The following is a 26,699-nucleotide window of genomic DNA, read 5'->3' as shown; positions in this document are numbered from 1 at the left end:
CGGGGTGGGTCAGGAGTCCGTGGGGGGTTCGCCGGCGTCCAGGACCGCCTGGGTCCAGCCGCCCTCGATGACGCCTGTGCTGTCCAGGACGGCCCAGTCGACGACGTCGGCGGCCTCCACCACGACGGGGGCGCCGATGCGCACCGTCGGGTCGCCGGCGGCGTCGCTGGCGCTCGCCCCGACGATCCGCTCCGGGGTGTCCCATGAGGTCACCCCGGCCCAGACGTACTCGGGGCCGTCGTCGCCGGGCAGGCCGTACTTGACCACGAGCTGGCTCTCCGCGGGGAGCCCGCCGGCGAGGAAGCGGGCCCGGATGTCGTCCAGCGCGGCACGGGCCGTGGCGATGGCCCGGCTCATCGCGTCGCCGGAGCGGGCGTACCGGACGTCGGGCTGGATGCCGTTGAACAGGGTCGCGCAGGCGGCGGCGAAGTAGCGGCCGGGCGGCCCGGGGTGCCCGGGCGGCGGGTTGAGGGTGAGGAACGAGTCGGCGTCCGGGTCGGTCGCCGGGTCCAGCTCCAGCCGCAGCAGCACCGGCGCCGTCGCACCGTGCTGCTCCGGATTGCCGTACGCCACCGCGATGTCGTGCCCGGTCACCGTGGCGAGTACCGGGAGCTGCACGAACGCCGGCACCTCCTCGCCGGCCAGCCCCTCGGTCCAGTCCCGCAGCAGCCGCCGGGCGGCACCGGTCATCACCGCGCCCCACGCCCGGGTCAGGTGGTCCGGCACGCCCTGGGCCTGGAGCTCCAGCAGGCCGAAGCGGCGCAGCCCCTTCGTGGTGAACCACAGCCCGTCGGCGTCCGACGAGTACGGCACCAGCACCCAGTCGACCAGCCGGATCCGCCCCTGCTCGTCGGGGAGGGACCGCAGCGCGGCCGCCGGGTCGAGGAACTGGAGCCCGAAGACGTCCACGACGTCCCCGTCGACCGTTTCGGCGACCGCCGCGGCCACCGCCCGGGCCGCCCACTCGTGCGCCGGCGGCCAGCCCGGCCGGTACTCGGCCTGCACCACCACGAGGTGCGTGGCGGCGGCCAGCCGGGCCAGCTGTGCCTCGGTCGCCCCGAACGCCGTGAGCAGGTCCGGCGGCAGCTCGGGGAACTCGCTGACCGGCCGGGTGTCCACGGTCATGAGCGGGCTGTCCAGCATCTGCCGGGCCAGCCCGTGCACCGGCTCGGCGAGCCGGCCGGCCAGCCCCTCCACCGCGGTCTTCGGGCTCACCTTCGGCAGGCCGACGATCGGCACCAGGTAGGTCGCGTCCAGCGACTCGGGCACCGGTACGGGCAGGAAGTCGTCCGTGATGAGCATGCCGTCCCCCTCGACCACACCGGTGCACCTCGCCGAGAACGCTACCCGCCCGGACGGGTGACGCTCAGCCGGACAGCACCAGTCCCAGGTAGGACAGCGTGGTGACGATCTCCACGAGGGCCCCCAGCACGTCGCCGGTGATCCCGCCGAGCCGGCGTACCAGGTGCCGCAGCAGCCCGGCCGCGACGGCGAGCGCGGCGAGCACGGCGAGCGGCCCCTGCCACGGGCGGCCCGGCACCGCCGGCACGGCCAGCAGGGCGACGGCGACCGTGCCCGCCACCAGCGCGACCGGCCCCACCGTGCCCGCCACCAGCGCGCCCAGCCCTTCCGGCCGCGCCGCCGGCACCCCGCGCCGGCAGGCCAGCGCGACGCCCAGCCTCCCGGCCGCCGTCGCGGCGACCACCGACGCGAGGGCCGCCGGCCGGGACCGCCCGGCCAGCTCCGCGAGCACCGCGGCCTGGAGCAGGAGTACGACCACCAGCGCGACCACCCCGAACGGGCCGACGTCCGGCTTCTTCATGATCTCCAGCGCCGCCGGCCCGCGCCGGTAGGAGCCGAGCGCGTCCACGGTGTCGGCCAGCCCGTCCAGGTGCAGGCCCCGGGTGAGCAGCGCGCCCAGCGCGACGGTCACCCCGGCGGCGACCAGCGGGGGCGCGATCGCCGCGGCGAGCAGCAGCACGGTCCCGAGCAGCGCCCCGAGCAGCGCACCGACCGCCGGGGCGAGCGCCATGGCGGCGCCGGCCGCGGCCCGGTCCACCCGGCCGGCGCGCACCGGCGCCGTGGTGAAGGTGGTGAGCGCCAGCCGGATCCCGTCGGCGAGCCGGCCCTCAGTCGGCACGGCGGCCGGGGGCCACCGGCTCGTCCGGCCCGGTCGTGGTGGGCCCCGGCCCGGCCGGCTCCGGCTCGGCGAACTCCGGCTCGGGTTCGGTGCTGGTCGGCCCCGGCCCGGCCGGCTCCGGCTCGGCGAACTCCGGCCCGGGTTCGGTGCTGGTGGGCCCGGGGCCGGCCGGCTCGGGCTCGGCGAAGTCCTCGTCGTCGCCGCCGAGCGACGGGTGCACGGGCAGGCCGGCCGCGAGCGTCAGGGCCGAGCGCAGCAGCGGCAGGGCGGCCAGCGCGGTCGCGCCCTCGCCCAGGTCGAGCCGCAGGTCCAGCAGCGGGGTCAGGCCCAGCACGTCGGCGGCGAGCCGCACCCCCGGCCGGCCGCCGTGGTCGGGGAGCAGGCACCAGTGCCGGGCCTGCCCGGCGAGGTCGCGGCTCACCATGCCGGCGGCCACCCCGACCGGCCCGTCCAGCAGCACCGGGATGCGCCGGGCGGTCGCGCCCAACAGCACACCGGTGGCCACCGCCACGTCGCCGCCGCCCAGCTCGGCGAGGATGTCCTTGGCCTCGCGGGGGGAGCGCCGGGTGCGGTGCAGCGCGTCCCGCACGGCCGCGCAGCGGACCATCCAGGCGGCGTCGTCGTACTCGCCCTGCTCGTTCATCACCCGGCCGAGGACCGCCGGGGGTTCCGCGCCGGCCGTGGCCGCCAGCACCGCCGCGGCGGCCGTCTCGGTGCCGGCTCCGCACGCCGCCAGCACCAGCAGCTGTACGCCCGCGTCGGCCGCCTGCTCGGCCAGCCGCCAGCCGTAGCGCAGGGCCGACTCGACCCGCTCGCCGGTGAGCGCCGGTCCCTCCTCGATGGGCGCGGAGGTGGGCGTCTCGACCACCTGGAGGCTGGCGCCGTTCTCGGCGGCCAGCCGGGCCAGGGCCCCCTTGCCGGCGCGGGCCTGCCGGGCGCGGCGGGCCGACTCGCCGGGCGTCGCGCCGGCCGACGCACCGCCCTCGTGGTCGCCGTGCAGCAGCAGCACCCGGACCGGACCCCACGGCGACGGGGTCGCGGTGCCCTGGGTGGCGGCGGCGAAGCCGACCACCCGCTCCAGCACGCCGAGGCCCGCGCCCGGGATGTCCAGGGTGGCCAGCCGGTCGACCGCCTGCGGGCCGGTGTAGTCGTCGGGCATGGGCAGTTCCATGCCGGGCTGGATGACCAGGCCGGTGGCGACCATCGGCAGCGCCATGGTGGGCGCGGCCCAGTCGGCCTGGCCGGGCGCGCCGGCCGGCGCCGGTGCCGGTGCGGCGGGCGCCGCGGGGGTGAGCACCTCGGGCAGCGCCTCGTCCGGCGCGCCCGCCCGCGCCGCGCCCTGGCCGGGGCCGGCCTGCGCCGGGACGTCCGCCTGGCCGGGGCCGGCCGGCGTGGCCGGGTGGGTCGGGGTGGCGGCCGGCTTCAGCCAGGCGGTCTGCCCGGCCACCACCAGCGCGACGGCGTCGCAGGCGTCGGCGACGGCACGGTTGGTCGCGCCCAGCGCGTCGGTGAACGCCCGGCCCAGCGGCGTGGTGGGCACGAGGGACAGGCCCACCTCGGGGCTGACCAGCACCAGCCGGGCGGCGCTGGCGCGGACCGCCGCGGCCAGCTCGGTGATGGTGGCCGTGTCGTCGGCCGGCTGGTGGGCCGGGTCGAGCAGCACGGTCACCCAGCCGCCCAGGTCGTCCACGAGCAGCGTCTCGTTCGGCCCGGCCGCCGCGATCACCTCGGCCAGCCGGCCGGGGTCCGCGGCGGTCTCCTCGGTGGTCCAGCTCCCCGGCCGGCGGGCGCGGTGCGCCGCGAGGCGGGTCGCCCACTCGGTGTCCTCCGGGTCCCCTGCGGGGGCGGTGGCCACGTACCGGACCGTGGGCGCGTCGGCGACCACCGATTCGGCGAACTCCGACTTGCCGGAGCGGATACCGCCGAGCACCAGGAGGGTGTTCCACCCGTCAACGGACATGCCCGTACCTTAAAGCCGTCCGGCGGGTCACCGCCCGCCGGCCCGGTCGGCTCAGTCGCAGTGCTCGAACGGGCTGGCGTAGCTGGCCCCGCCCGCCGACCCGCCCCACTTCACGCAGACCCCGGCGGCGCTCGCCCGCACCGGCCCGGCGTAGTACTGGTAGCTGCCGCTCGCGGTCTGCCGTGCCTTGCCCTGCACCTCCAGGTACGTGGTCACCGTGGTGGCCCGCCCGACGTCGGTGTCCTTGAGGGTGACCACGCAGTTGGTGCCGGCGGCCGTGCTGTAGAGCAGGTAGACCCGGCCCTTTCGCACCCCGCCGGCGGTCAGGGTCGCCGAGTCGATCACCTGGTAGCCGCTGCCGCACACCTGCCCCGCCGTGTACGGCTGCTTCGGCCCGGCCGTGCTCGCGGTCGGCGCCGGCGCGCCGGTGGTCGGCGCCGGACCCTCGCTCGACGGGGCGCCGGCGTCCGCCGCCGGGCGGCTCGGCGTGGCCGACGGCGAGCGGCTCGGCCGGCCGGTACGGCTCGGCGTCGGCTCCGCACCGGCGCCGGCGCTGGCGCTGGCCGAGACGTCCGGCTGCACGGGGTCGGCGATCGCGGACTCCCCGGCCAGCGCGGCCGGGTGCTGCCCCGGATCCCTGTCGTCGGGGGAGCCCAACGTCGCCACGACCACCGCCGTCACCACGGCGACCACCACCACCCCGGCCGCCCCGGCCAGTGCCAGCGCCCGGGCGCGCCCCCGGCGCTCCGCGGGCTCCTCCAGCGTCGGCGGCACACCCGATCCGGTGTGCCGTTCCCGCACCGAGCCGTCCCCGCCGGGCGGCGGCCCGGGCTGCGCTACCCCGACGGACCAGGCCGGCCCCGGCGGGGAAACCGGCCCGGAAGCCCCGGCGTGGCCGGGAGCGGCAAAGGCGGGACCGGGCGCGGAGACGGGACCGGGCGTCGGGGTGTGGGCGGCGGGGCCGGCCGCCGGGGCGGGCGGTGGCGTGGCCGGGAACGTGGCGGGCGGCTGGCCGGCGGGCGGCGTACCCCCGGGCGGGGCCGGGATCGGCGCGGGCGCCGGCAGGACGGCCGCGCCCGGCACGGCCGGCCCGGCCACCGCCCACGGCGGGCGGGGCGGGACGGGCAGGGCGGCGAGGGTGGCGTCGCGGGCGTCCTGGGCGGCCTCGGCCAGGGCGAGCGCGCTCGGGAACCGGTCGGCCGGACTCTTCGCCAGCGCCCGGTTGACCACCTCGACCACCGCCGGGGGCGTGCCGACCAGCGGCGGCGGCTCGTCCTGGACGTGCCGCATGGCCACCTGGAGCGGGTTGTCGCCGTCGAAGGGCGGCCGCCCGGCCAGGCAGAAGTACGCGACCGCGCCGAGCGCGTAGACGTCGGTGACCGGCGACACCGGCTGGCCGGCGGCCTGCTCCGGGGACATGTACGAGGCGGTGCCGAGCACCATGTGCGCGGCCGTGATGCCCGCCATGGTGCTGGCCCGGGCGATCCCGAAGTCGACGAGCACCACGGTGCCGTCCCGCTTCACCAGCAGGTTGCCGGGCTTCACGTCGCGGTGCACGATCCCGGCGAGGTGGGCGGCGTGCAGCGCGTGCGCGGCCTGCGCCACCACCGACATGGTGGACGCCGGGTCGAGCCGGCCGGCGCGCCGGATCCAGGTGACCAGCGGCTCGCCGTCGACGTACTCCATCACCAGGTAGCTGACCTGGCTGCCGTCGGCGAGGGTGGCGGAGCCGAAGTCGTGCACCTGGACGATGCCGGGGTGCCGCAGCGCGGCCAGCATCCGGGCCTCGGCGTGGAAGCGGGTGGTGAACTCGGGGTCGGCGACCAGCGAGGGGAGCAGCACCTTCACCGCGACCTCGCGGCCCAGCAGGGTGTCGGTGCACTTCCAGACGGCCCCCATGCCGCCCGTCGCGATGCGTTCGTCCAGCCGATAGCGCTCGCTGAGCACCACTCCTTGAGTCAGCACCGCGTCACCGTACCGGCCCGGGGTGACGGCATGATCCATGTGGCGGCCGGGCCGTCCCGCGCGGGGCCGACTAGGCTTGCGGGGGTTTCCGTCCCAGGGGCGACGGCGGCGAGGGGAGACGCGGCATGGCGTGGAGCTGGCGGTACGAGGGCACGAACGGCGCTTCGGTCGACGGGCCGGGTGAGTCGTTCCCCAGTCAGGCGGACGCCGAATCGTGGATCGGCCAGGCCTGGCGGGAGCTCGCGGCATCCGGCGTCACCTCCGTCGCGCTCGTCGAGGACGACCGGGTGGAGTACCGGATGAGCCTGCTGCCCCCGGCCGAATGACGGGCTACGACCGCCCGCGCGACCCGCTGGTGCTCGGGGTGCCCCGGGCGGCGTTCCGGCCCAGCGCGATCTTCCTCGCCCTGGTCGCGATCTTCGTGGCCAGCGGGGTGATGACCTGGAACCGGTTCGGCAACGTCCGGTTCGACGTCTTCCTCTTCGTGGTCTCCGGCTGGCTGATCTCGCTCTGCCTGCACGAGTACGCGCACGCCGTGGTCGCGTACCGGGCCGGGGACCGGGACATCGCCCACCGGGGCTACCTGACGTTGAACCCGCTGAAGTACACCAACCCGCTGCTGTCCATCGTGCTGCCGGTCGTGGTGGTGCTGCTGGGCGGCATCGGCCTGCCCGGCGGCGCGGTCTGGGTGGACCGGCACGCCATCCCCGGCCGGCTGCGGCACACCCTGGTCAGCCTGGCCGGGCCGGCCACCAACGTGCTGTTCACCCTGCTGCTGGTGCTGGCCGTGCGGATCGGCCCGGGCGTGGGCGGCCCGCTGGAGTTCTGGGCGGGCGTGGGGCTGCTGGCGTTCCTCCAGCTCACCGCCAGCGTGCTCAACCTGCTGCCGGTGCCCGGGCTGGACGGCGGCAACATGATCCAGCCGTGGCTGAGCCCCGAGTACCGGCGGATGTACGACCTGTTCGCCCCGTACGGCTTCATCCTGCTGTTCGCGCTGCTGTGGAGCCCGCGGATCGGCAACTGGTTCTTCGGCGCCGTCTTCGACGTGGCGGACTTCCTCGGGCTGCCGCCCCAGCTCTACGTGCTCGGGCTCGAACTCATCCGGTTCTGGCGGGGCTGACCCACCCGCGGTGGGAGCCGCCGCGCAGCGGCGGGGCGCTCCGGCTCGTGCGTACCTCCGAGGGGGCCCGGGCCGGCGCGGAGGTCGCGCCGGCCCGGGGAGAGCGTCACGGACGCTGCGCCGGGCTCTCGGTCTTCGCCGGGTCCCGCTCGGTGACCGGCTCGACGATCTCGTCGATGGCCTTGAGCAGGTCGGCGTCGAGCTTCACGCCCGCCGCCTTCACGTTGTCGTGCACCTGCTCCGGCCGGGAGGCGCCGACGATCGCCGAGGAGACGTTCGGGTTCTGCAGCACCCAGGCCACGGCGAGCTGCGGCATGGTGAGCCCCGCCTGCTCGGCCAGGGGCTTGAGCCGCTGCACCCGGGTGAGCACGTCGTCGCTGAGCCAGGACGCGATGAAGCCCGCGCCGGACTTCTCGTCGGTGGCGCGGGAGCCGGCCGGCGGCGGCTGGCCCGGCAGGTACTTGCCGGACAGCACGCCCTGAGCCATCGGCGACCACACGATCTGGCCGACGCCCAGCTCCTCGCTGGTGGGGATGACCTCGGCCTCGATGACCCGCCACAGCATCGAGTACTGCGGCTGGTTGGACACCAGCGGGATGCGCAGCTCGCGGGCCAGCGCGTGAGCCGCCCGGATCTGCGACGCCTTCCACTCGGAGACGCCGATGTAGTGCGCCTTGCCGGAGTGCACGATGTCGGCGAACGCCTCCATCGTCTCCTCCAGCGGGGTGCTGTAGTCGTAGCGGTGGGCCTGGTAGAGGTCCACGTAGTCGGTCTGCAGGCGGCGCAGCGAGCCGTTGATCGACTCCATGATGTGCTTGCGGGACAGGCCCCGGTCGTTGCGGCCCGGCCCGGTCGGCCAGTACACCTTGGTGAAGATCTCCAGCCCCTCGCGCCGCTCGCCCTTCAGCGCGCGGCCGAGCACCTCCTCGGCCTTCGTGCCGGCGTAGACGTCGGCCGTGTCGAAGGTGGTGATGCCGGTGTCCAGGGCGGCCCGCACGCAGGCGGTCGCCGCCTCCTCCTCGACCTGCGACCCGTGGGTGATCCAGTTGCCGTACGAGATCTCGCTGACCAGCAGGCCCGATCGGCCTAGGTGTCGGAATTCCATGACCCGACCCTAGCCCCGCCCGATCGTGGTCGACATGCGGCGCTCCCGGCCGTGCCGCCCCCGGGTCCGGCGGGTCAGAGCACCGGGGTGGTGTCGGCGAGCAACCGGTCGATCTCCGCGACCACGGCCGCCGGGCTCGGGTGCGCCGGCTCGATCAGCCGCTCGCCCCGCCGGTCCAGCGCGCCCCACCGGCCCGACTCGTCGCCGATCAGGAACGCCACCGGATGCACCACCACCGTCGGGTACGCCGGCGCGACCAGCACCCGGCCGGTCCGGTCCACCACCCCACGGCGGCCGGCCAGCTCCACCACGGCCAGGCCGTCCTCGGTGAAGCCGTCCACGTGCCGGCCGTCGGCCAACGCGGTCGTCAGACCGTGGTAGCGGGTCGGCACCACCACCTGACCGGTCCGGTCCACCGCGCCCCAACCGCCGTTCTGCCGGACCGCCGCCAGGCCGCCCCGGAACGGCCGCACGTCCTCGTAGCCCGGCGGGATCTTCACGATGTTGGTCCGGTCGACCGCCATCCACCGGCCCTTGCCGTCCATCGACACCCAGGACAGCCCCTCCGAGAACGAGCCCACCGCCCGGTAGCCGTTGTTCGCCTCGATCAGCGCCGCGCCGGTGGTGTCGATCAGCGCCCAGCGGGACGCCTCCGGGCGGCGTACCCACGCCAGGCCCTCGCGGAACGGCTGCACCTCGGCGTACCGGTGCCTGATCACCAGGTCGCCCTCGGCGTCCGCGTACCCCCAGAGCTCCTGCTCCTCGTCGAAGGTCGGCACCGGGTGCCGCTCGCCGCCCAGGACCGTCTCCCGGCTGCGCGGCTTCGGCCCGAACCCGCCCGTCGCGGCCCGCTCCGCGACCGCGTCCAACGCCAGCGAGGTGCGGGCGTTCAGCTCCGGGTCCTCGCCCTGGCGCAGGTCCAGAGCCCGCTCGAAGTGCAGGCACGCCTCCGTCAGCCGGCCCTGGTCGTAGCAGGAGCGGCCGGCGTGCTCGTGCAGCACCGCGCGCAGCCGGTCGGGCAGCTCCGGCGAGTTGGCCTCCGCGAAGAGCCGGTCGGCCTCCGCGTGCTCACCCCGCCAGCGCAGCACCTCGGCCAGCCGCGCGCGGGCCAGCGCGGTCCGCCGCAACTCGCCGGTGGCCTCCGCGTACGTGAGGGCGAGCCGCGCGTCGGCCAGGGCGTCGTCGAGGTCGCCGAGGATCCGGGACGCCACCGAGCGCAGGCTGAGCAGCCGGGCCCGGCTGCGGTTGTCCAGCGCGTTGCCCAGCTTGCTGGTGAGTCCGTCCCGGATCTCGCGCAGCGCCGGGGCATCGGGGGCCTCCTCGCGGAGGGTCTCCGGGTGCAGCCGCCAGCGGACGGCGGCGAGGGCCTGCTCCGGGTCCGCCGGGCTCTCCCGCCGCTCGGCGTCAGTGTCGGGCTCTGGCGTCCCCTGCTCCGTCGCGGCCGGCGGCGCTGCCTCCCCGGTCGGGGTGGTGTCGGCTCCCGGGGCGGTGGTGGGCTGTGCCGCCGCGTCAAGGGGGGCCGGTGGAGCCGGGACAGGATGTGGCTGCTCGGGGGCGGCGGCCGGTTCGTCCGGGAACTCGACCGGGGCGGTGTCGCGGGCCGCGTGGCTCTCGCCCGACGTCACTGGCGGCGGGGCGGATTCCCGTGGTGCGGCCTCTGTCGGTCCGTCTGCTGGCGCCGGCGCCGGCGTCTGCGGGGCGGGGGCCGCCGGGGCGACGTCGGGGGTCGTGGCGACCGGAGCAGCGGCCTGAGCCGGTACCTCGGCTCCGGCCGGCGCGTGCGGCGTCGGGACCGGCGCGGGGGTCGTCTCCCGGGTAGCCGGCTGGAGCCGTGGGTCGGGCGCGGCGGGCTGGTGGGGCGCGGACGCCGGTGCGGTGGTGGTCGGCTCCGACGGGACGTCGTCGACGGGCGGGCCGGGGACTGGCGCCGCCAGACCGGCGGCGGGCCGCGGCCCGGAGACGGGCGTGGCAGAGGCGGGCGTGGCGGAGGCGGACGGCCCGGAGACGGGCGTGGCGGAGGCGGACGGCCCGGGGACGGGCGTAGCGGAGGCGGGGGCGCCAGGGACGAGGGCGCCGGGGACGGGCGTGGCCGGGCTCGCCGTCAGCACCGCGGAGACGGGCGCTGCCGGGCCCGGCGCGGGCGCTCCGGAAACGGGCGTTGCCGCGTCCTGCCCGGGGATTTCCGCGACCTGTGTGGCCGGGGCCGGCTCGATCCCCCCGGCGGGCAGGGACGGCGCCCGCGAACCGGCGACGTGGGCTTCGGGTGCGGTTGTTGTCGCTGGGGCGACAAGAGACGCACCCAGAGCATCCGGGGCCGACCCGGCCTGGAGGTCGGCGGTCGAGGTGGACCGGTCCGGGCCCGGTGCGGCTGCCTCCGGACCGGCGAGCACGCGAGCGCCGTGGGACCGGTTGGACAGCTCCGCCTCCGGCGCGGTCCCGGTCGCGTCGGGTGCCGGGACGTTGTGCGGGGCGTGCACCGGGGCGGACGTCTCCGTCGGAGCGTCCGGCGACACCGGGGTACTCGGCCGGAACCAGGCGTCCGCGCCGCCGCCCGCCGGTTCGGCGGGCCGCGCGGGCGCCGCCTCCTCCGGCCGGTCGGCGACCTCTGCGCTTCCTCCGTGCCCGTCGGTGGTGACTGATGTGGACGCCACTTCGTGCCGGTCGGTGGTGACCGGTGCGGACATCGCTTCGTGCCGGTCGGTGGTGACCGGTGGAGACACGCGGTTGCCCGCCTCCGGCGAAGCCGGGGCGTGCGGTGTGGTCGCATGGCCTTCGTCCGACGGCCGGTCGGCCCGGGCGGGCGGGGTCGGGCCGGCGGTACTGCCCGGCCGGCGGTCCTCGCCGGGCGTGGTCGGGCCTGGGTTGTTGCCCGGCCGGGCGTCCCCGGCGTGCGGCGTGCTGACCGCGCCGGGCCCTTCGGCGCGCACGGTCGGCACGACGGTGTGCTCGGGCCGGTCGGCTCCCGGGCCGGGGTAGGCGGGCGGCGCGGGTCGGGCCGGCGTCGGTGCGGCCGGGGCCGGTACGGCCGGCGCTGGGGTGGGAGCGTCGAAGGGTCGGGCCTGCGGCGCCGGGGCCGGCCGGACGTCCTGGCCATGGGTGGTCGGCGTTGCCGGCTCGCCGCGGTCGGCCGGCGCCGGGCGGTCGGGCGGCGGCGAGGAGCCGGCGGGGCTGGGCAGGAACTCGACGCGGAGGTTGGCGGCGGGCGGCGCGTCGGCCGGAGCCACCGGTGGGGCCTGGCGGTCGCGGCACTCGTCCAGCGTTGGCCGCTCGGTGGGATCGGTAGGCGTGCTCGCCGCCTCCGATCCCGCCGGCCGGCCCGGCCGATCGCCCGGCACCGGTCGGTCGCCCGGATGGACGGGCGGCCCCCAAACGGGCGGACCGAAGACGGGCGTGCCTGAGGTGGGAGCCCCGGACACGGGAGCCCCGGAGACGGGAGCCCCGGAGACGGGCGGACCCGAAACGGGCGCGCCGGAGACGGGAGCGCCGGACGCCGGACGGCCGGGAATCGGCGCATCGAAGACCGGCGGCCCCGAGAAGGGTGCCCCGGGCACGGGCATGCCGGAGGCGGGCACGTTGGCGACCGGTGCGCCCGACACCGGCGTGGCCGACACCGGCGCGCCGGAGGTGGGCGCCGTCGGGCGCGGGTCGGGCCGGTTCGCCGGCTGCATCGGCGGGCGCCGGACCTCGTCGGGGCGGGCCTCCGGGGCCGGCATCGCCGGCTGCCGTCGCTCGTCCGGCGCGGGCCGCTCGTCTGGCCGCCCCATGGGCAGGGGCCGCTCGTCCGGCCGCGTGGGCCGCTCGTCCGGCCGCGCCATGGGCAAGGGCCGCTCGTCCGGCCGCGCCGAGGGCACAGGCCGCTCGTCCGGCCGCGCGGGCGGCACGGGTCGCCGGTGGGCGTCGTCGGCGCGCGGCGGAGGCGGCGCGGTCGGCCGGTCCTGCCGTTCTCCGGGCCGGGTCGGGGCGGCCGGCATGGCCGCTTCCCGTTCCTGGTCCGGGCGCGCGCCGGCCTGGGGCTGGTGCCGGATCTCGTCCGAGCGCGCCGGCCGGTCCCGCAGGTCGTCGGGGCGGTTACGCGCGGCCGGCTCGTCCGACGGGCGCCAGCCGTCGCCCGGGCGGGCCGGTCCGGGCTCGCCCGGCCGCCCCTGCCACCCGTCCGGCCGCCTTCGGAACTCCGGCCGCGGGCCGACCGACTCGGGGCGCGGGCCGACGGAGTCCGGCCGCGGGCCGACCGACTCGGGGCGCGGGCCGACGGACTCCGGGCGCGGGCCGTTGAACTCGGGCCGGGGACGGACCGGCTCGGGCGGGCTGTCCACGGGCTCCGGCCGGGGACGTCCCGACTCGGGTCGCGGACCGGCCGGGTCGGGGCGACGACCCTCGTAGCGAGCCTCGTCGTCCATCGGCCGTGCGGGTCGGCCGTCGGGGCCGGGCCGGTCGACCGGCGGGCGCTGACGCTCGTCGGGCCGGTGCCCGGCCGGCTCGGTGCGCGGCCGCCGCTCGACGACCGGCCACTCCTCGTGGTGCGGGCGGGCACGGTCGCCCGGGGGGCGCTGGCCGTCCCACCGCTCCTCCGGCCGGAACGCGGCGGGACGCGGCTCGGCGTACCGGCCCGGCTCGGCGCGGTACGGGTCCACCGGCCGGCGCCCGGTCTCGGGCGCCTCCCGGTACGTCTCGGCGCGCGCGGCGGCCTCCCGGCGCGGCGGACCGTCGAACCCCCGGTCCGGCTCGCGGCGCGGCGGGCCGTCGTAACCCCGGCCCGGCTCCCGGCGCGGCGACCCCTCGTGGCCCTGGTCCGGCTCGCGGCGCGGCGCCCCGTCGAAACCCCGGTCGCCCGGGCGGCCGAAGTCCTGGTCCCGCCGGTCGTTCGGGCGGGCCATGCCGGCGTCGCGCCGGCCGTCGTGGCCGTGGTCCCGCCGGGCGGGCACGTCCTGGTCGCGCCGGTCCGCCGGGCGCCCCGGGTCGGCCGCTCGCCGGCCCGGCCGCCCGTCGAAGGCCGGGTCCCGGCGCTCGAAGTCCACCTCGCGCCCACCACCGAACGCCGCCTCCCGGCGGCGATCGTCGAACGCCGGATCCCGCCGGCCGTCGAACGCCGGATCCCGCCGGCCGTCGAACGCCGGATCCCGCCGGTCGTCGAACGCCACGTCCCGCCCGCTGTCGAAGGCGCGGTCGCGTCGCCCGTCGAACGCCGCTTCGCGCCGCTCCACCGGTCCGCCGGGCGGAGGAGCGGCCGGCCCGCGGCGCTGATCCGGCCGGCCCGAACGTGGCGGCGCGTGGTGTGGGTGTTCGCCCGGCTCGGGAAGCCAGCCCGGCTCGGGGGCCGGGGAGACCTGCCGGTGCGGCGCCGTCCCACGCGCCGGCTCCGGGCGCACCCAACGCTGGTCGTACCGGTCGCCCGGCGCACCGCGCCGAGGACCGTCCTCGGGCCGCCGGCCGTCCCCGTTCGGCCACCCGCCGCGCCGCCCGTCGAGGTCGTCCGGCGCGGCGGGGCTGACCGGGTACGTGCCGCGCCGCCGGTCGAGGTCGTCCGGCCCGGCGGGGCTGACGGGGTACGTGCCGCGCCGCCGGTCGAGGTCGTCCGGCCCAGCGGGGCTGACGGGGTATGCGCCGCGCCGCCGGTCAAGGCCGTCGGGACCGGCGGGGCTGACGGGGTACGCGCCGCGTCGCCCGTCCAGGTCCTCCGGTCCGGCCGGGTACGTGCCGCGCGGCCCGTTCAGGTCGTCCGGTCCGGCCGGGCTGACGGGGTACGCGTCCTCACCACCGGGCGCCGGGCCGACGGGGTGCACCTCGGCCCGGCCGACCACGGCGGACCGGCCGCGGGGCGCGGGCGGAGTCAGGTGTTCGAGGCCGATGTCGCCCGGATAGCGCTGCCCGGGGAACTGTGGACGCCACTCGTGGGTGGGCTCGGCCGCCCAGGACGGATCGGCCAGCTCGCGCCAGCGGTCCCAGCCGCTCATCGGGGGACCCTGTCGCCGCCCGCGCGGCGCGGCCCCGGGGCCGGCTCGCGTCGCTCGCTCACGGCGATGTCACCTCGTTGGAAATTGTCGCGCTGGGCACCCCGATGTGCCGGTAGAGTCGCCCGGTCCAGCACCTCGGGGCTGCGGAAGGAGGGTAGCGGCGTGGGCTCGGTCACCGCCACTGTGGCACCGCCCACGGATCCAAACGTTACCCGATGGTTTCGGACATTCGTCGCGATAGTGGCCTCCGGCTTCCGACGGCACGCCACCTACCGGCAGGCGGCCGTGGCGGGCGTCGTCACGAACACCGTCTTCGGCTTCCTGCGCTGCTACATCTTCCTCGCGGTGGCCGGCGCGGCCGGCACGGTGGCCGGCTACGACCGCGCCCAGCTCGGCACCTTCGTCTGGGCGGGCCAGGGGCTGCTCGCGGTCATCGCGATCTGGGGCTGGACCGAACTGGCCGACCGGATCCGGACCGGGGAGATCGCCGCCGACCTGCTCCGCCCGGTGCACCCGGTGACGAGCTACCTCGCCACCGACCTGGGTCGGGCCGGGTTCGCCTCGCTGGCCCGGCTGCTGCCGCCGGTGATCATCGGCCCGTTCTTCTTCGACGTCTACCTGCCCCGGCACTGGGCCACCCCGCCGCTCTTCGCGCTCTCCGTGCTGCTCGCCGTGCTGGTCTGCTTCGCCTGCCGCTACCTGGTCAACGCGACCGCGTACTGGTTGCAGGACGTCCGCGGGCCGATGATCCTCTGGACGCTGGGCTCCGGCGTGCTCGCCGGCCTCTACTTCCCGCTCGGCTTCCTCCCGGGCTGGCTGGAGGCCACCCTGCGGTACGCCACCCCGTTCCCCAGCCTGTTGCAGGTGCCGCTCGACGTGCTGGTTGAGCGGGAGCCGGTGCCCACGGAGCTGGGGCTGGTCGGGCTCCAGCTCGGCTGGGCGGTCCTGCTGCTGGCGCTCTGCCGGCTGGTGCAGCGCCGGGCCGAGCACCGGCTGGTGGTGCAGGGTGGCTGAGCCGGGGACGGGGGCGTTGCGGGCGTACCGGGCGCTGCTCGGGGCGCAGGCCCGGTCGCAGGCGGCGTACCGCACCTCGTTCGTCGTGGACCTGGTCGGCAACATGGGCGCCACCGTGTTCGACGTGGTGACCGTGCTGGTGCTCTTCGGGGTCACCCGGGAGCTGGGCGGCTTCACGCTGCGTGAGACGCTCGTCGTCGTCGGCCTGTCGTCGTTCGCGTTCGCCACCGCCGATCTGCTGGTGGGCAACATCGAGCGGCTGCCCCGGTACGTGCGTACCGGCCTGTTCGACGCCGTGCTGGTCCGGCCGCTGGCCGCGCTGCCCCAGCTGCTGCTCATGGACCTGCCGCTGCGCAAGGTCTCCCGGGCGGTCTTCGGGCTGGCCGTGCTGCTGTTCGCGCTGGTCTCGGCCGGCATCGCGTGGACGCCGGGCCGGGTGGCGCTGGCGGTGGTCGCCCCGATCGCCGCGCTGGTCTTCTTCGCGGCGGTCTTCGTCACCACCGCCACCGTCTCGTTCTACTGGGTCGACTCGGGGGAGATGGCCAACTCGGTCACCTACGGCGGGCGCGACTTCACGTCGTACCCGGTCACCGTCTACGGCGGCTGGTTCCGCGCGATCTTCGCGTACGGGCTGGGTTTCGCCTTTGTCAGCTACCACCCGGCGCTGGCGCTGCTCGGCCGGGCCGACCCGCTGGGCCTGCCGCCCTGGGTCGGCTGGGCCTCGCCCGGCGTCGCGCTGGTCGCGGCGGCGGTCGCCGCCCTGGCCTGGCGCGTCGGGATCCGCCACTACCGGAGTACGGGATCGTGAACGTGATCGAGATGGACGGGCTGCGCAAGGAGTTCACCGTCCGCGTGAAGGCCGGCCGGCTGCGCCGGGAGAAGCGGACGGTCACCGCGGTCGACGGGGTGGACCTGCGCGTGGAGCGGGGCGAGATGCTCGGCTACATCGGTCCGAACGGCGCGGGCAAGTCGACCACCCTCAAGATGCTCACCGGCGTGCTGATGCCGTCGGCGGGCGCGGCCCGGGTCTGCGGGCTGCGGCCGGTGCCGAACCGGACCCGGCTGGCGCTGCGCATCGGCGTGGTCTTCGGGCAGCGCTCGCAGCTCTGGTGGGACCTGCCGCTGCGGGACTCGTTCGCGCTGCTGCGGCACGTCTACCGGGTGCCGGCCGGCGAGCACGCGGCCCAGTTGGCCCGCTGCCGGAGCCTGCTCGACCTGGACGAGTTCCTGGACACCCCGGTCCGGCAGCTCTCCCTCGGCCAGCGGATGCGCGGCGAGCTGACCGCCGCCCTGCTGCACGGCCCCGAGGTGCTGTTCCTGGACGAGCCGACCATCGGGCTGGACGTGGTCAGCAAGCAGGCGGTTCGCGGCTTCCTGGCGGAGCTGGGCCGGGCCGGCGACACCACGTTGGTGCTCACCACCCACGACCTGGCCGACATCGAGCGGCTGTGCCGGCGCCTGGTGGTGATCGACCACGGGCGGGTGGTGCACGACGGCTCGATCGCCGCGCTGCACAGCCGGTACGGTTCCCGCCGGATGGTGGTGGCCGAGCTGGACGCCGCGCTGCCCGCGCCGCCGGTGCTGCCCGGCGCGCCCGTGCAGCGGGTGGAGGCGGACGGTCGCCGGCTGGTGTTCGCGCTGGAGTCGGCGAGCGTCGCCGAGGTGGTGGCCGGGCTGGCCGGTCTGGCCACGCTCCGGGACATTTCGATCGTGGAGCCGGACATCGAGGAGGTCGTGGCCCGGCTCTACCGCGCCCCGGCCGAGGTGGGCTGAGCGGCCGCCCTCACGGGTGTTCCATCACGAGCACGGCGAAGGTGCCGGGGGCCAGCGCCTCGTACCGGTGCGGGGTGTCGCCGGGGAACGTGGCGTAGTCGCCCGGTCCCAGCTCGACCAGGTCGGTCTCCGGGCCGACGCGCATCCGCCCGGCCGCGACCACCACGTGCTCGACGCTGCGCGGGGTGTGGGCCTCCGCGAGCCGTACGGCACCGGGTTCCAGCTCCATGACGTAGACGTCGCGCCGGGCGTGGGGTGCGCCGGCGGCCAGCAGGGTGGCCGAGAAGTCGGCGTGCTCGGAGCGGACCCGCGGCCCCTCGCCGGCGCGGACCACCCGGACGGCGGCGGTAGGGGGTTCGACCAGGCGGCTGAACGGTACGTCCAGCGCCACCCCGAGGGCCCACAGCGTCTCCACGCTGGGGTTACCGACGCCCGACTCCAGCTGGGACAGGGTCGACTTGGCGATGCCGGCGCGGCGGGCCAGCTCGGTCAGCGACAGTCCCGCCCGGTCACGCTCCCGCCGCAGGGCGGCCGCGATGGTGGCGAGCGGGGGAGCGGGGTCGATCGCCATGTGTTCGCTCCGTCGGTCGGTTTGTTCGGTTTGACGAACGCGGTCCTTGTGTTCAGGATAATGGACCATGCGTACGGCATATCGAACGGGCGACGCCCGCGTGCTCCGCGACGTCGCCGCCATCGGGGCGGCCATGGTCGCCGTGGGCGCGTCGTTCGGCGCCGTGGCGGTGGCCGCCGGCCTGCCCGCCTGGGCCACCCTCGCCATGTCGGTGCTGGTCTACGCGGGCGGCGCCCAGTTCATGGCCGTCGGCCTGGTCGCGGCCGGCAGCCCGCTCGCGGCGGTCCTCGCCGGCCTGCTGCTCAACGCCCGGCACCTGCCGTTCGGCCTGGCCCTCGGCGGCGCCCTGGGCCCCCGGCGTTGGCAGCGGCTGCTCGGCAGCCACCTCATGACCGACGAGGCGACCGCGTTCGCCCTCGCACGCCCCGCCGGGCCCGGGCGAGGGCGGGCGTTCTGGCTCGCCGGGGTGCTGCTCTTCCTGGCCTGGAACGCCGGGACCGGCCTCGGCGTGCTGGCCGGCGGCGCGGTGGGCGACCCGGCCGCGCTGGGGCTCGACGCCGCCTTCCCGGCCGGACTGGCCGCCCTGCTGCTGCCCAGCCTGCGCGACCGGGAGACCCGCCGGGTGGCGCTCACCGGCGCCGGACTGGCCGTGCTGGCCACCCCGCTGCTGCCGGCCGGGCTGCCGGTGCTCCTCGCGCTCGCCGCCCTGGTCCTGCCGCTGCTGGCCCGCCGTCGAGCGACCGCCGCGCCGGACGACGCGGGCGCCGGGCCACACACCCACAGCGCCGGCCCGGACGGCCCCGGTGGCCCCCACGTCGTGCCGGACGACCCGGGTGGGCGGCCGGCGGACGGTGACGAGTCGGTACGGGTCGTGCGGGCCGGGGAGGCGTCGTGCTGATCGCGGTGATCCTCGCCCTGGCCGCCGGCACTTACGGCTTCCGCGTCGCCGGGGTGCTGCTGCGCGACCGGCTGGAACTGCCGGAGTGGTCCCGCCAGTTGCTGCCGGTCGGCGCCGCCGCGCTGCTGGCCGCCCTCGCCGCCACCGCCGCGCTGACCGAGGCCGGCGGCTTCGCCGGCTACGCCCGGCCCGCGGGGGTGCTGGTCGGCCTGCTGCTCGCCGCGCGGCGGGCGCCCTTCGTGCTGGTCGTGGTCGCGGCGGCGGGCACCACCGCGCTGCTGCGCCTGCTCGGGGTGGCCTGACGACGACACCGGCCCCTCCCCGCCGGAGCGGGAAGGGGCCGGTTCCAGGTCGCGTCAGGCGGGCCCGGTCAGATCTTGTCGCCGATGTTCACCCGCGGCGCCGGGGCACGCATCTTGCGGAAGGTGATCGACCGCATGATCGCGTAGAAGTAGAGCGAGCCGAGCCGCTCGGTGCTCTTCGGGTAGCGCTCGCGGACCAGCTTCTTGATCTTCCGCGAGATCAGCACCGAGTCGATCACCACGCCGAGCGCCAGGGCGCCCCACAGGACGTTCGACAGCAGCCGGACGATCGGCGGCATCGCCTGGTTGGAGCCGACCAGCACGATCAGCGCGCCACCGAAGAACCAGGTGCCCACGGTACGCCGGGAGTCGACCACGTTGCGGGCCAGCAGCCGCTCGGGGCCCCGGTCGCGCGGGCCGCCCTCGCGCCGGAACTCGGCCGCCGACTCGGCGCGCGCCACGCGGCGCTGCTCCCGGGCCTCCTCCTTGGTCAGCGGCTTCGCGGGCCCGGCGGGGCGCCGGCCGGCGGCCGGGCGCTTCGGGGTCTCGCGTCCCTTGGCGGGCGTGTAGCCCCGGGGCTGGGCAGCGGCGGGCGCCTCGTCGGTCGTCACCGAGGTGACGGACTCCTCGACCAGGTCGGTGGGCTTACGGCGAAACAGCGACGGCACGCCGGCAAGGGTAGCCAACCAGCCGCGCCCGGTGCACATCGCGGGTGCACCGGGCCGACGGCTCCAGGTCGCGGCGCGGCGAAAGACGCGCCGAGCTGGAGTTGTCGTAGCAACAAGTGGTGTGTGACGTCAGGGACGCTCGACGTGCGCGCCCAGGTCCGCCAGCTTGGCCTCGAAGTCCTCGTAGCCCCGGTTGATCAGGTCGACGCCGTACACCCGGGAGGTGCCCTCGGCGGCCAGCGCCGCGATGAGGTGGCTGAAACCGGCCCGCAGGTCCGGGATGACCAGATCGGCCGCGTGCAGCTTGCTGGGGCCGGCGATCACCGCGGAGTGCTTGAAGTTGCGCCGGCCGAAGCGGCAGGGGGTGCCGCCCAGGCAGTCCCGGTAGACCTGGATGTTGGCGCCCATCGTGTTGAGCGCCTCGGTGTAGCCGAGCCGCTGCTCGTAGACGGTCTCGTGCACGATCGACAGGCCACGGGCCTGGGTGAGCGCCACCACGAGGGGCTGCTGCCAGTCGGTCATGAAGCCGGGGTGCACGTCGGTCTCCAGCGCCACGGCGTTCAACTCGCCACCCGGGTGCCAGAACCGGATGCCGCCCTCCTGGCCCGGCCGGCCGCCGCGCGGCGGGCGCAGGTCGGTCACCTCGTACTCGCCGCCGACCGAGCGGAAGATGTTCAGGAAGGTCATCATGTCGGCCTGCTGGGCGCCCAGCACCTCGACGTGACCCCGGGTGGCCAGCGCGGCCGCCGCCCAGCTCGCCGCCTCGATCCGGTCCGGGATCGGCCGGTGGGTGTAGCCGCTGAGCCGCTTCACGCCCTGGATCTCGATCACCCGGTCGGTGTGGACCTTGATGATCGCGCCCATCTTCTGCAGCACGCAGATCAGGTCGATGATCTCGGGCTCGACCGCCGCGTTGCGCAGCTCGGTGACGCCCTCGGCCATCACCGCGGTCAGCAGCACCTGCTCGGTGGCGCCCACGCTCGGGTACGGCAGGGCGAACTTGGTGCCGTGCAGCCCGTTCGGCGCCGACAGGTGCAGCCCCTCCGGGGTCTTCTCCACGGTCGCGCCGAACTCGCGCAGCGCCTGGAGGTGGAAGTCGATCGGGCGCGGGCCGATGTGGCAGCCGCCGAGGTCCGGGATGAAGGCGTGGCCGAGCCGGTGCAGCAGCGGGCCGCAGAACAGGATCGGGATGCGGCTGGAACCGGCGTGCACGTTGATCTGGTCGGTGCTGGCGCTCTCGACGTTGGACGGGTCGAAGACCAGCTCGCCGTCCTCCTCGCCGTCGCTGACCTTGACGCCGTGCAGGCCCAGCAGCCCGCGGACGACCTCCACGTCCCGGATCCGCGGCACGTCGAACAGCCGGCTGGGGGTGTCGCCCAGCAGGGCGGCGACCATCGCCTTGGACACGAGGTTCTTCGCGCCGCGCACGCGGATCCGCCCTTCGAGCGGGGTGCCTCCGTGTACGACCAGGACGTCGTCGGTCAACGCAACCTCCAGCGCGTTGGTGCTGCCGTGTAGATGAGTGGGGTGCACGATCTGCATCGCTACCCGAATGGCGGCCCGGTCAAAACGGTCCGCGTGCGTTGTCGCCCCGGCAGCATAGCCCTCCGTGACGAAAATGGAATCGGTCACATCACCAGCGAGGGCACGAACCGGGGATTCCGGTGCGTTTCCGTACCAGTGATGTGACCAAGGGTGATCAGGAGCCCGGGAGGGCGAGCATCTGGTCCAGCGCGGCCCTGGCGTGCCGGGCGGTGTCCGGGTCCACGGTGATCTGGTTGACCACCCGGCCGGCGACCAGCTCCTCCAGGGCCCAGACCAGGTGCGGCAGGTCGATCCGGTTCATGGTCGAGCAGTAGCAGACCGCCCGGTCGAGGAACATGATCTGCTTGTCCGGGTGGGCCAACGCCAGCCGGCGGACCAGGTTCAGCTCCGTGCCGACGGCCCACGCCGAGCCGGCCGGGGCCGCCTCGATGGTCCGGATGATGTATTCCGTCGAGCCCACCTGGTCGGCGGCGTTGACGACCTCGTGCCGGCACTCCGGGTGGACCAGCACGTTGACCCCCGGCACCCGCTCGCGCACGTCGTTGACGCTGTCGAGAGTGAAGCGGCCGTGCACCGAGCAGTGCCCGCGCCAGAGGATCATCTTGGCGTCGCGCAGCTGCTCCGGGGTGAGCCCGCCGTTCGGCTTGTGCGGGTCGTAGAGCACGCAGTCGTCGAGCGAGAAGCCGATCTCCAGGACGGCGGTGTTGCGGCCCAGGTGCTGGTCGGGGAGGAAGAGCACCTTCTGCCCCTGCTCGAACGCCCAGTCCAGCGCCCGCTTCGCGTTCGACGAGGTGCAGACCACGCCGCCGTGCCGGCCGACGAAGCCCTTGATGTCCGCTGAGGAGTTCATGTACGTGACCGGGACGGTGTCCGCGGCGATGCCCAGCTCGGTCAGCACGTCCCAGGCGGTCTCGACCTGCGACAGCACCGCCATGTCGGCCATCGAGCAACCGGCGGCGAGGTCGGGCAGGATGACCTTCTGGCGGTCCGAGGTGAGGATGTCGGCGCTCTCCGCCATGAAGTGCACGCCGCAGAAGACGATGTACTCGGCGTCGGGGCGGGCCGCCGCCTCCCGGGCCAGCTTGAACGAGTCGCCGGTCACGTCGGCGAACTGGATCACCTCGTCGCGCTGGTAGTGGTGGCCCAGCACGAAGACCTTCGTGCCGAGCGCGGCCTTCGCCGCGGCCGCCCGGGCCACGAGGTCCGGGTCGCTCGGCGCGGGGAGGTCACCCGGACACTCCACGCCACGCTCGGTGGCGGGGTCGCTGCCGCGGCCGAGGAGCAGCAGCGCAGTGGCGGTGTTGGAGGGCTCAACCCAGGTCGAAGTCACGTCACCCATGGTCCCACAGGCCGACGGCCGCGCGGCCGTCACGGATGTGGCCTGCCACACTGCTCGGCATGCGCGTGCTGCTCTGCCCGGACAAGTTCGCCGGCACGCTGCCGGCCCACGAGGTGGCCGCCGCGGTGGCCGAGGGCTGGCGGACGGTGGCCCCCGCCGACGAGCTGCTGATCCGGCCGCTGGCCGACGGCGGTCCCGGGTTCGTCGCCGTGCTCGCCGAGGCGCTCGGCGGCCGGCTGCTGCCGGTGCCCACGGTCGACCCGCTGGGCCGGCCCGCCGCCGGTGAGATCCTGCTCACCGACGACGGCGTGGCGTACCTGGAGAGCGCCCAGGCGTGCGGCCTGCACCTGCTCTCCGCCGCCGAGCGGGACCCGAAGGCGACCACCTCGTACGGGCTGGGGCTGCTGGTCGCCGCCGCGGTCGAGGCGGGAGCGCGGACGGTGGTGGTGGGGCTGGGCGGCTCGGCCACCAACGACGGCGGCGCCGGGATGCTCACCCCGCTCGGGGTCACCCCGCTGGACGAGGCCGGCCGGGCCCTCCCGTACGGCGGGGCGGCCCTCGCCGCGGTGACCGCGCTGGACGGCGCGCCCCGGCTGCGCGGCGCGGCGCTGGTCGCCGCCACCGACGTCGACAACCCGCTGCTCGGGCTGCACGGCGCCAGCAGCGTGTACGGCCCGCAGAAGGGCGCCACCCGCGCCGACGTGCTGCTGCTCGACGCCGCGCTGGAGCGCTGGGCCGGGGTGCTGGAGAAGGACCTGCCGGGCTGCCCGTCCGGGCTCGGCGCGCTGCCCGGCGGCGGCGCGGCCGGCGGCCTCGGCGCGGCGGTCCTCGCGCTCGGCGGCCGGTGCGAGTCCGGCATCGGCCTGGTCACCCGGGCCATCGGCCTGGACGCCGCGCTGGACGCCGCCGACCTGGTGATCACCGGCGAGGGCTCCTTCGACCACCAGTCGCTGCGCGGCAAGGTGGTCGCCGGGGTGGCCGGGGCCGCCCGGGACCGCGGGGTGCCCTGCGTGGTGCTGGCCGGCCGGGTGAGCACCGGGCGGCGGGAGGCGGCCGCCGCCGGTGTCACCGAGGCGCACAGCCTGGTGGAGCACTTCGGCGGCGAGGAGCGCGGGGGAGTGGAGGCCGCGATGAGCCGCCCGGCCGAGGGCCTGCGCGCGCTCGGCGCCCGGCTCGCCGGCCAGTGGAGCCGCTGAGCCGACCGGACGACCTCCGCCGACCGGGGCGAGTCCGTCATCACGCCGCCGGGTGACCTCGGTGGGAGCGGCGTACGATCGGATCTGGACCACACCGGGAATCACTGGCGGACGTGCGGCGTTGGCCAGTGCGTCCGGACCCCATATCGCGCAGGGAGACTTCCACGTGACCACGCCAGCGCAGACCGAGTCGACCGAGGCCAAGGCCCCCAGCACCGTCGTCCTCACCGACGTCGCGGCGCAGAAGGTCAAGGCCCTGATCGAGCAGGAGGGCCGTGACGACCTGCGGCTCCGGGTCGCCGTGCAGCCGGGCGGCTGCTCCGGCCTGCGGTACCAGCTGTTCTTCGACGAGCGGTCGCTCGACGGTGACGTCGTCACCGACTTCGGCGGCGTCGAGGTCGTCGTCGACCGGATGAGCGCCCCCTACCTGGCCGGCGCCACCATCGACTTCGCCGACCGGATCGACGCCCAGGGCTTCACCATCGACAACCCGAACGCCGGCAACTCCTGCGCCTGCGGCGACTCGTTCAGCTGAGTCGACCGGGCCCACGACGCCTGCCCGGAACGGCGGGACCATCCCTCATGGGCTGGTCCCGCCGTTTTTCGTGCCCGACGCGGATGTCCGGGCGGTGACGTCCGGATGTGCGGGGGACGGCCGGTTGGCGACCGACCCCGTCCGGGCGGGCGGGGCGACCGGTAGGCTGACCCGCGCCGTGCTCCCGACCACGAGGGTTGACATGAAGATCGCCGTGACCGGCTCGATCGCGACCGACCACCTGATGAGCTTCCCCGGCCGGTTCGCCGACCAGCTCATCGCCGACCAGCTGGACAAGGTCTCGCTCTCCTTCCTCGTCGACGAGCTGGTGCTCCGGCGCGGCGGCACCGCCGCGAACATCGCCTTCGGCATGGCCCAGCTCGGCCTCCGCCCGGTGCTGCTCGGCGCGGTCGGGGCGGACTTCGCCGACTATCGGTCCTGGCTGGAGCGGCACGGCGTCGACTGCGACTCGGTGCACGTCAGCGAGATCGCCCACACGGCCCGCTTCGTCTGCACCACCGACACCGACATGTGCCAGATCGCCTCGTTCTACGCGGGCGCGATGAGCGAGGCCCGCAACATCGAGCTGGCCCCCGTGGCGCAGCGGCTCGGCGGCCTCGACCTGGTGCTGGTCAGCGCCAACGACCCCGCCGCGATGATCCGGCACTCCGCCGAGTGCCGCGAGCGCGGGTACGCCTTCGTGGCCGACCCGTCGCAGCAGCTCGCCCGGATGGACGGCGCGGACGTGCTCGGCCTGGTCGACGGCGCCGACTACCTGATGACCAACGAGTACGAGAAGTCGCTGCTCCAGAGCAAGGCCGGGCTCACCGACGCCCAGCTGCTGGACCGGGTCAAGGTGCGGGTCACCACGCTGGGCAAGCAGGGTGTGGAGATCGCCGGCCGGGACGTCGGGACCATCCACGTGCCGATCGCCCGCGAGATCCAAGCCGTCGACCCCACCGGTGTCGGCGACGGCTTCCGGGCCGGCTTCTTCGCCGCGCTCAACTGGGGCGTCGGCCTGGAGCGCGCCGCGCAGGTCGGCTGCCTGCTCGCCACCCTCGTGCTGGAGAACTTCGGCGGCCAGGAGTACGAGGTCCGCCGGGACCTGTTCATCAAGCGGCTCGCCGAGTCGTACGGCGACGCCGCCGCCGAGGACGTCCGCCCGCACCTCCAGTGACCGGCCCGCGGCCCGGCGGATCCGAACGCCGGCCCGGTCAGTGGGTGCGGCGTACGTCGTAGCCCGGACCCTCCGGATGCGCGGCCACGAACTCCTGGCCGCGCATCCGGCACCAGGCCGGGATGTCCACGGCCGCCGCCGGGTCGTCGGCGAGCACCCGGACCACCGCGCCGACCGGCAGCTCGGGCAGCCGCCGGGCGAGATTGATCACGGGCAGCGGGCAGCGCTGGCCCCGGCAGTCGAGCACCTCGTCCGGCTCGCTCACAGGCCGGTCACCCCCGCCTCGGCCCGCAGGCCCGCGACGATCCCGGGCAGTTCGGCGAGGAACCGGTCGACGTCCGCCTCGGTGGTCTCCCGGTGCAGCGACACCCGGACGTTGCCGTGCGACAGCACCCCCATCGCCTCCAGCACGTGTGACGGCCGCAACGTCGAGGACGTGCACGACGAGCCGGAGGAGACCGCGAAGCCCCGCCGGTCCAGCGCGTGCAGCAGCGCCTCGCCGTCCACGTACAGGCAGGAGAAGGTGACCAGGTGGGGGAGGCGGTCCACCGGGTCGCCGACCACCTCCACGTCCGGCACCTCGGCGGCCACCCGGGCCCGGATCCGGTCCACCAGCGGCGCCAGCCGGGCCGCCTCGGCCGCCGCGTCGGCCGCCGCCGCGCGCAGGCTCGCCGCAGCGGCCACCACCGCCGGCAGGTTCACCACCCCGGGGGTACGCCCCGACTCCCGCTCGTCGGCCGGGAACGGCGACTCCCACCGGGTGCCCTTGCGCACCACCAGCACCCCGACGCCGGGCGGCCCGCCCCACTTGTGGGCGCTGGCCGTCAGCACCGACCAGCCGGCCGGCAGCGGCGCCCGGCCGGCCAGCTGCGCCGCGTCGACGTACAACGGGACCCCCGCCTCGGCGCACAGCTCCGCCGCAGCGGGCACCGGCTGCACCGTGCCCACCTCGTGACTCGCCCCGATCAGGGCGGCCAGGGCCACCCCGGGCGCGGCCACCGCCGCCGCCCAGGCGTCCAGGTCCACCCGGCCGACCCGGTTCACGGGTACGCACACCGCGTCGCCCCCGCCGGCCACGTGCCGCTCCGCGGCGTGCAGTACCGCCGAGTGCTCGATCGCGGAGTGCACCAGCGCCGCCCCGGCCCGGCGCCGCCCCGACAGGCCACCGAGCACGGCGGCGTGCGCGGCCGTCGTACCGCTGGGGGTGAAGGAGAGCTCGTCGGCGCGGACGCCGAGGGTCTGCGCGGCGGCCTCGCGGGCGGCGTCGAGGAGCTGGCGGGCCCGGCGGGCCTGGCCGTAGAGCCTGGCCGGGTCGGCCCAGCCGTCGTCCAGCGCGGCCAGCAGCGCCTGCCGCGCGACCGGGTGCAGCGGGGCCGCGGTGGCCGCGTCCAGGTAGACCTGGTTTGCGCTCATGAAGCCTGACGCTATCGCGCCGGTACG

Annotated in this window: 22 protein-coding genes and 1 pseudogene; 10 read left to right on the top strand and 13 right to left on the bottom strand. The window is 76.2% G+C overall.

The window, feature by feature from the left end:
- Positions 1-9: 9 nt before the first annotated feature.
- From FXF50_RS15560 to FXF50_RS30275, 4 genes are all read right to left on the bottom strand, one after another.
- Positions 10-1,302, bottom strand: coding sequence for a DUF2314 domain-containing protein (locus tag FXF50_RS15560; RefSeq protein WP_148428435.1), 1,293 nt, complete (start codon positions 1,300-1,302; stop codon positions 10-12).
- A gap of 64 nt (positions 1,303-1,366) precedes the next feature.
- Positions 1,367-2,140, bottom strand: coding sequence for an adenosylcobinamide-GDP ribazoletransferase (locus FXF50_RS15555; RefSeq protein WP_148428433.1), 774 nt, complete (start codon positions 2,138-2,140; stop codon positions 1,367-1,369).
- Positions 2,130-4,100, bottom strand: a complete 1,971-nt coding sequence (locus tag FXF50_RS15550; protein WP_148428431.1) for a bifunctional adenosylcobinamide kinase/adenosylcobinamide-phosphate guanylyltransferase — start codon at positions 4,098-4,100, stop codon at positions 2,130-2,132. Before FXF50_RS15550 ends, FXF50_RS15555 begins: the two co-directional genes overlap by 11 nt.
- A 51-nt stretch (positions 4,101-4,151) precedes the next feature.
- Entirely contained in the window at positions 4,152-6,065 is a 1,914-nt protein-coding gene (locus FXF50_RS30275) for a serine/threonine-protein kinase (RefSeq protein WP_187399688.1), read from the bottom strand.
- Positions 6,066-6,190: 125 nt separating this feature from the next.
- On the opposite strand from FXF50_RS30275, the gene FXF50_RS15540 reads away from it, so the two are divergent.
- On the top strand, positions 6,191-6,391 hold the full coding sequence (locus FXF50_RS15540) for a hypothetical protein (RefSeq protein ID WP_091320006.1): 201 nt from the start codon (positions 6,191-6,193) through the stop codon (positions 6,389-6,391).
- Positions 6,388-7,185: a site-2 protease family protein gene (locus tag FXF50_RS15535; RefSeq protein WP_148428429.1), complete on the top strand. Its 798-nt coding sequence runs from the start codon at positions 6,388-6,390 to the stop codon at positions 7,183-7,185. The genes FXF50_RS15540 and FXF50_RS15535 overlap by 4 nt, the downstream gene beginning before the upstream one ends.
- Before the next feature lie 106 nt (positions 7,186-7,291).
- On the opposite strand, the gene FXF50_RS15530 is transcribed toward FXF50_RS15535, so the two are convergent.
- From FXF50_RS15530 to FXF50_RS30265, 3 genes and pseudogenes are all read right to left on the bottom strand, one after another.
- Entirely contained in the window at positions 7,292-8,290 is a 999-nt protein-coding gene (locus tag FXF50_RS15530) for an aldo/keto reductase family protein (protein WP_148428427.1), read from the bottom strand.
- A gap of 74 nt (positions 8,291-8,364) precedes the next feature.
- Complete coding sequence (locus tag FXF50_RS30270) at positions 8,365-9,009, bottom strand: WG repeat-containing protein (RefSeq protein WP_370464118.1); 645 nt, start codon at positions 9,007-9,009, stop codon at positions 8,365-8,367.
- Between the two features lie 790 nt (positions 9,010-9,799).
- Positions 9,800-11,716: pseudogene (locus FXF50_RS30265) on the bottom strand (hypothetical protein); the annotation flags it as partial.
- Between the two features lie 2,687 nt (positions 11,717-14,403).
- On the opposite strand from FXF50_RS30265, the gene FXF50_RS15510 reads away from it, so the two are divergent.
- The 3 genes from FXF50_RS15510 to FXF50_RS15500 are packed head-to-tail and all read left to right on the top strand — an operon-like array spanning position 14,404 to position 17,028.
- A complete protein-coding gene (locus FXF50_RS15510) occupies positions 14,404-15,255 on the top strand; it encodes an ABC-2 family transporter protein (protein WP_148428425.1) in 852 nt (283 codons plus the stop codon).
- A complete protein-coding gene (locus tag FXF50_RS15505) occupies positions 15,248-16,063 on the top strand; it encodes an ABC transporter permease (RefSeq protein ID WP_148428423.1) in 816 nt (271 codons plus the stop codon). Before FXF50_RS15510 ends, FXF50_RS15505 begins: the two co-directional genes overlap by 8 nt.
- Positions 16,060-17,028: an ATP-binding cassette domain-containing protein gene (locus FXF50_RS15500; RefSeq protein ID WP_148428421.1), complete on the top strand. Its 969-nt coding sequence runs from the start codon at positions 16,060-16,062 to the stop codon at positions 17,026-17,028. The genes FXF50_RS15505 and FXF50_RS15500 overlap by 4 nt, the downstream gene beginning before the upstream one ends.
- Before the next feature lie 10 nt (positions 17,029-17,038).
- On the opposite strand, the gene FXF50_RS15495 is transcribed toward FXF50_RS15500, so the two are convergent.
- Complete coding sequence (locus tag FXF50_RS15495; RefSeq protein WP_148428419.1) at positions 17,039-17,599, bottom strand: helix-turn-helix domain-containing protein; 561 nt, start codon at positions 17,597-17,599, stop codon at positions 17,039-17,041.
- A gap of 67 nt (positions 17,600-17,666) precedes the next feature.
- On the opposite strand from FXF50_RS15495, the gene FXF50_RS15490 reads away from it, so the two are divergent.
- Both FXF50_RS15490 and FXF50_RS15485 read left to right on the top strand, forming a co-directional pair.
- Positions 17,667-18,497 (top strand): AzlC family ABC transporter permease, encoded by an 831-nt coding sequence (locus tag FXF50_RS15490; protein ID WP_255510044.1) that lies wholly within the window; start codon positions 17,667-17,669, stop codon positions 18,495-18,497.
- On the top strand, positions 18,491-18,799 hold the full coding sequence (locus FXF50_RS15485) for an AzlD domain-containing protein (RefSeq protein WP_148428417.1): 309 nt from the start codon (positions 18,491-18,493) through the stop codon (positions 18,797-18,799). The genes FXF50_RS15490 and FXF50_RS15485 overlap by 7 nt, the downstream gene beginning before the upstream one ends.
- A gap of 68 nt (positions 18,800-18,867) precedes the next feature.
- Here the strand turns inward: FXF50_RS15485 and FXF50_RS15480 are convergent, their stop codons facing one another.
- From FXF50_RS15480 to nadA, 3 genes are all read right to left on the bottom strand, one after another.
- A complete protein-coding gene (locus FXF50_RS15480) occupies positions 18,868-19,506 on the bottom strand; it encodes a DUF3043 domain-containing protein (RefSeq protein ID WP_187399687.1) in 639 nt (212 codons plus the stop codon).
- Positions 19,507-19,596: 90 nt separating this feature from the next.
- Positions 19,597-20,952 (bottom strand): UDP-N-acetylglucosamine 1-carboxyvinyltransferase, encoded by a 1,356-nt coding sequence (gene murA, locus FXF50_RS15475; RefSeq protein ID WP_091320033.1) that lies wholly within the window; start codon positions 20,950-20,952, stop codon positions 19,597-19,599.
- Between the two features lie 214 nt (positions 20,953-21,166).
- Entirely contained in the window at positions 21,167-22,342 is a 1,176-nt protein-coding gene (nadA, locus tag FXF50_RS15470; protein WP_148428413.1) for a quinolinate synthase NadA, read from the bottom strand.
- A gap of 44 nt (positions 22,343-22,386) precedes the next feature.
- Between nadA and FXF50_RS15465 the strand changes: the two genes are divergently transcribed.
- The 3 genes from FXF50_RS15465 (at position 22,387) to FXF50_RS15455 (ending at position 25,259) form a co-directional block, all read left to right on the top strand.
- Positions 22,387-23,547: a glycerate kinase gene (locus tag FXF50_RS15465; RefSeq protein ID WP_187399686.1), complete on the top strand. Its 1,161-nt coding sequence runs from the start codon at positions 22,387-22,389 to the stop codon at positions 23,545-23,547.
- A 166-nt stretch (positions 23,548-23,713) separates the two neighbouring features.
- A complete protein-coding gene (gene erpA / locus FXF50_RS15460; RefSeq protein WP_091320045.1) occupies positions 23,714-24,082 on the top strand; it encodes an iron-sulfur cluster insertion protein ErpA in 369 nt (122 codons plus the stop codon).
- 202 nt (positions 24,083-24,284) lie between these two features.
- Positions 24,285-25,259 (top strand): carbohydrate kinase family protein, encoded by a 975-nt coding sequence (locus FXF50_RS15455; RefSeq protein ID WP_148428409.1) that lies wholly within the window; start codon positions 24,285-24,287, stop codon positions 25,257-25,259.
- A 37-nt stretch (positions 25,260-25,296) separates the two neighbouring features.
- Here the strand turns inward: FXF50_RS15455 and FXF50_RS15450 are convergent, their stop codons facing one another.
- Positions 25,297-25,524, bottom strand: coding sequence for a sulfurtransferase TusA family protein (locus FXF50_RS15450; RefSeq protein WP_148428407.1), 228 nt, complete (start codon positions 25,522-25,524; stop codon positions 25,297-25,299).
- Positions 25,521-26,672: a cysteine desulfurase family protein gene (locus tag FXF50_RS15445; RefSeq protein WP_148428405.1), complete on the bottom strand. Its 1,152-nt coding sequence runs from the start codon at positions 26,670-26,672 to the stop codon at positions 25,521-25,523. Before FXF50_RS15445 ends, FXF50_RS15450 begins: the two co-directional genes overlap by 4 nt.
- Positions 26,673-26,699 lie beyond the last annotated feature (27 nt).

This window comes from Micromonospora sp. AP08 (assembly GCF_008085935.1).
Taxonomy (GTDB): Bacteria; Actinomycetota; Actinomycetes; order Mycobacteriales; family Micromonosporaceae; genus Micromonospora; species Micromonospora chersina.
Note: the sequence above shows the minus strand (reverse complement) of the source record. Positions and strands in the feature narration are given on the sequence as shown.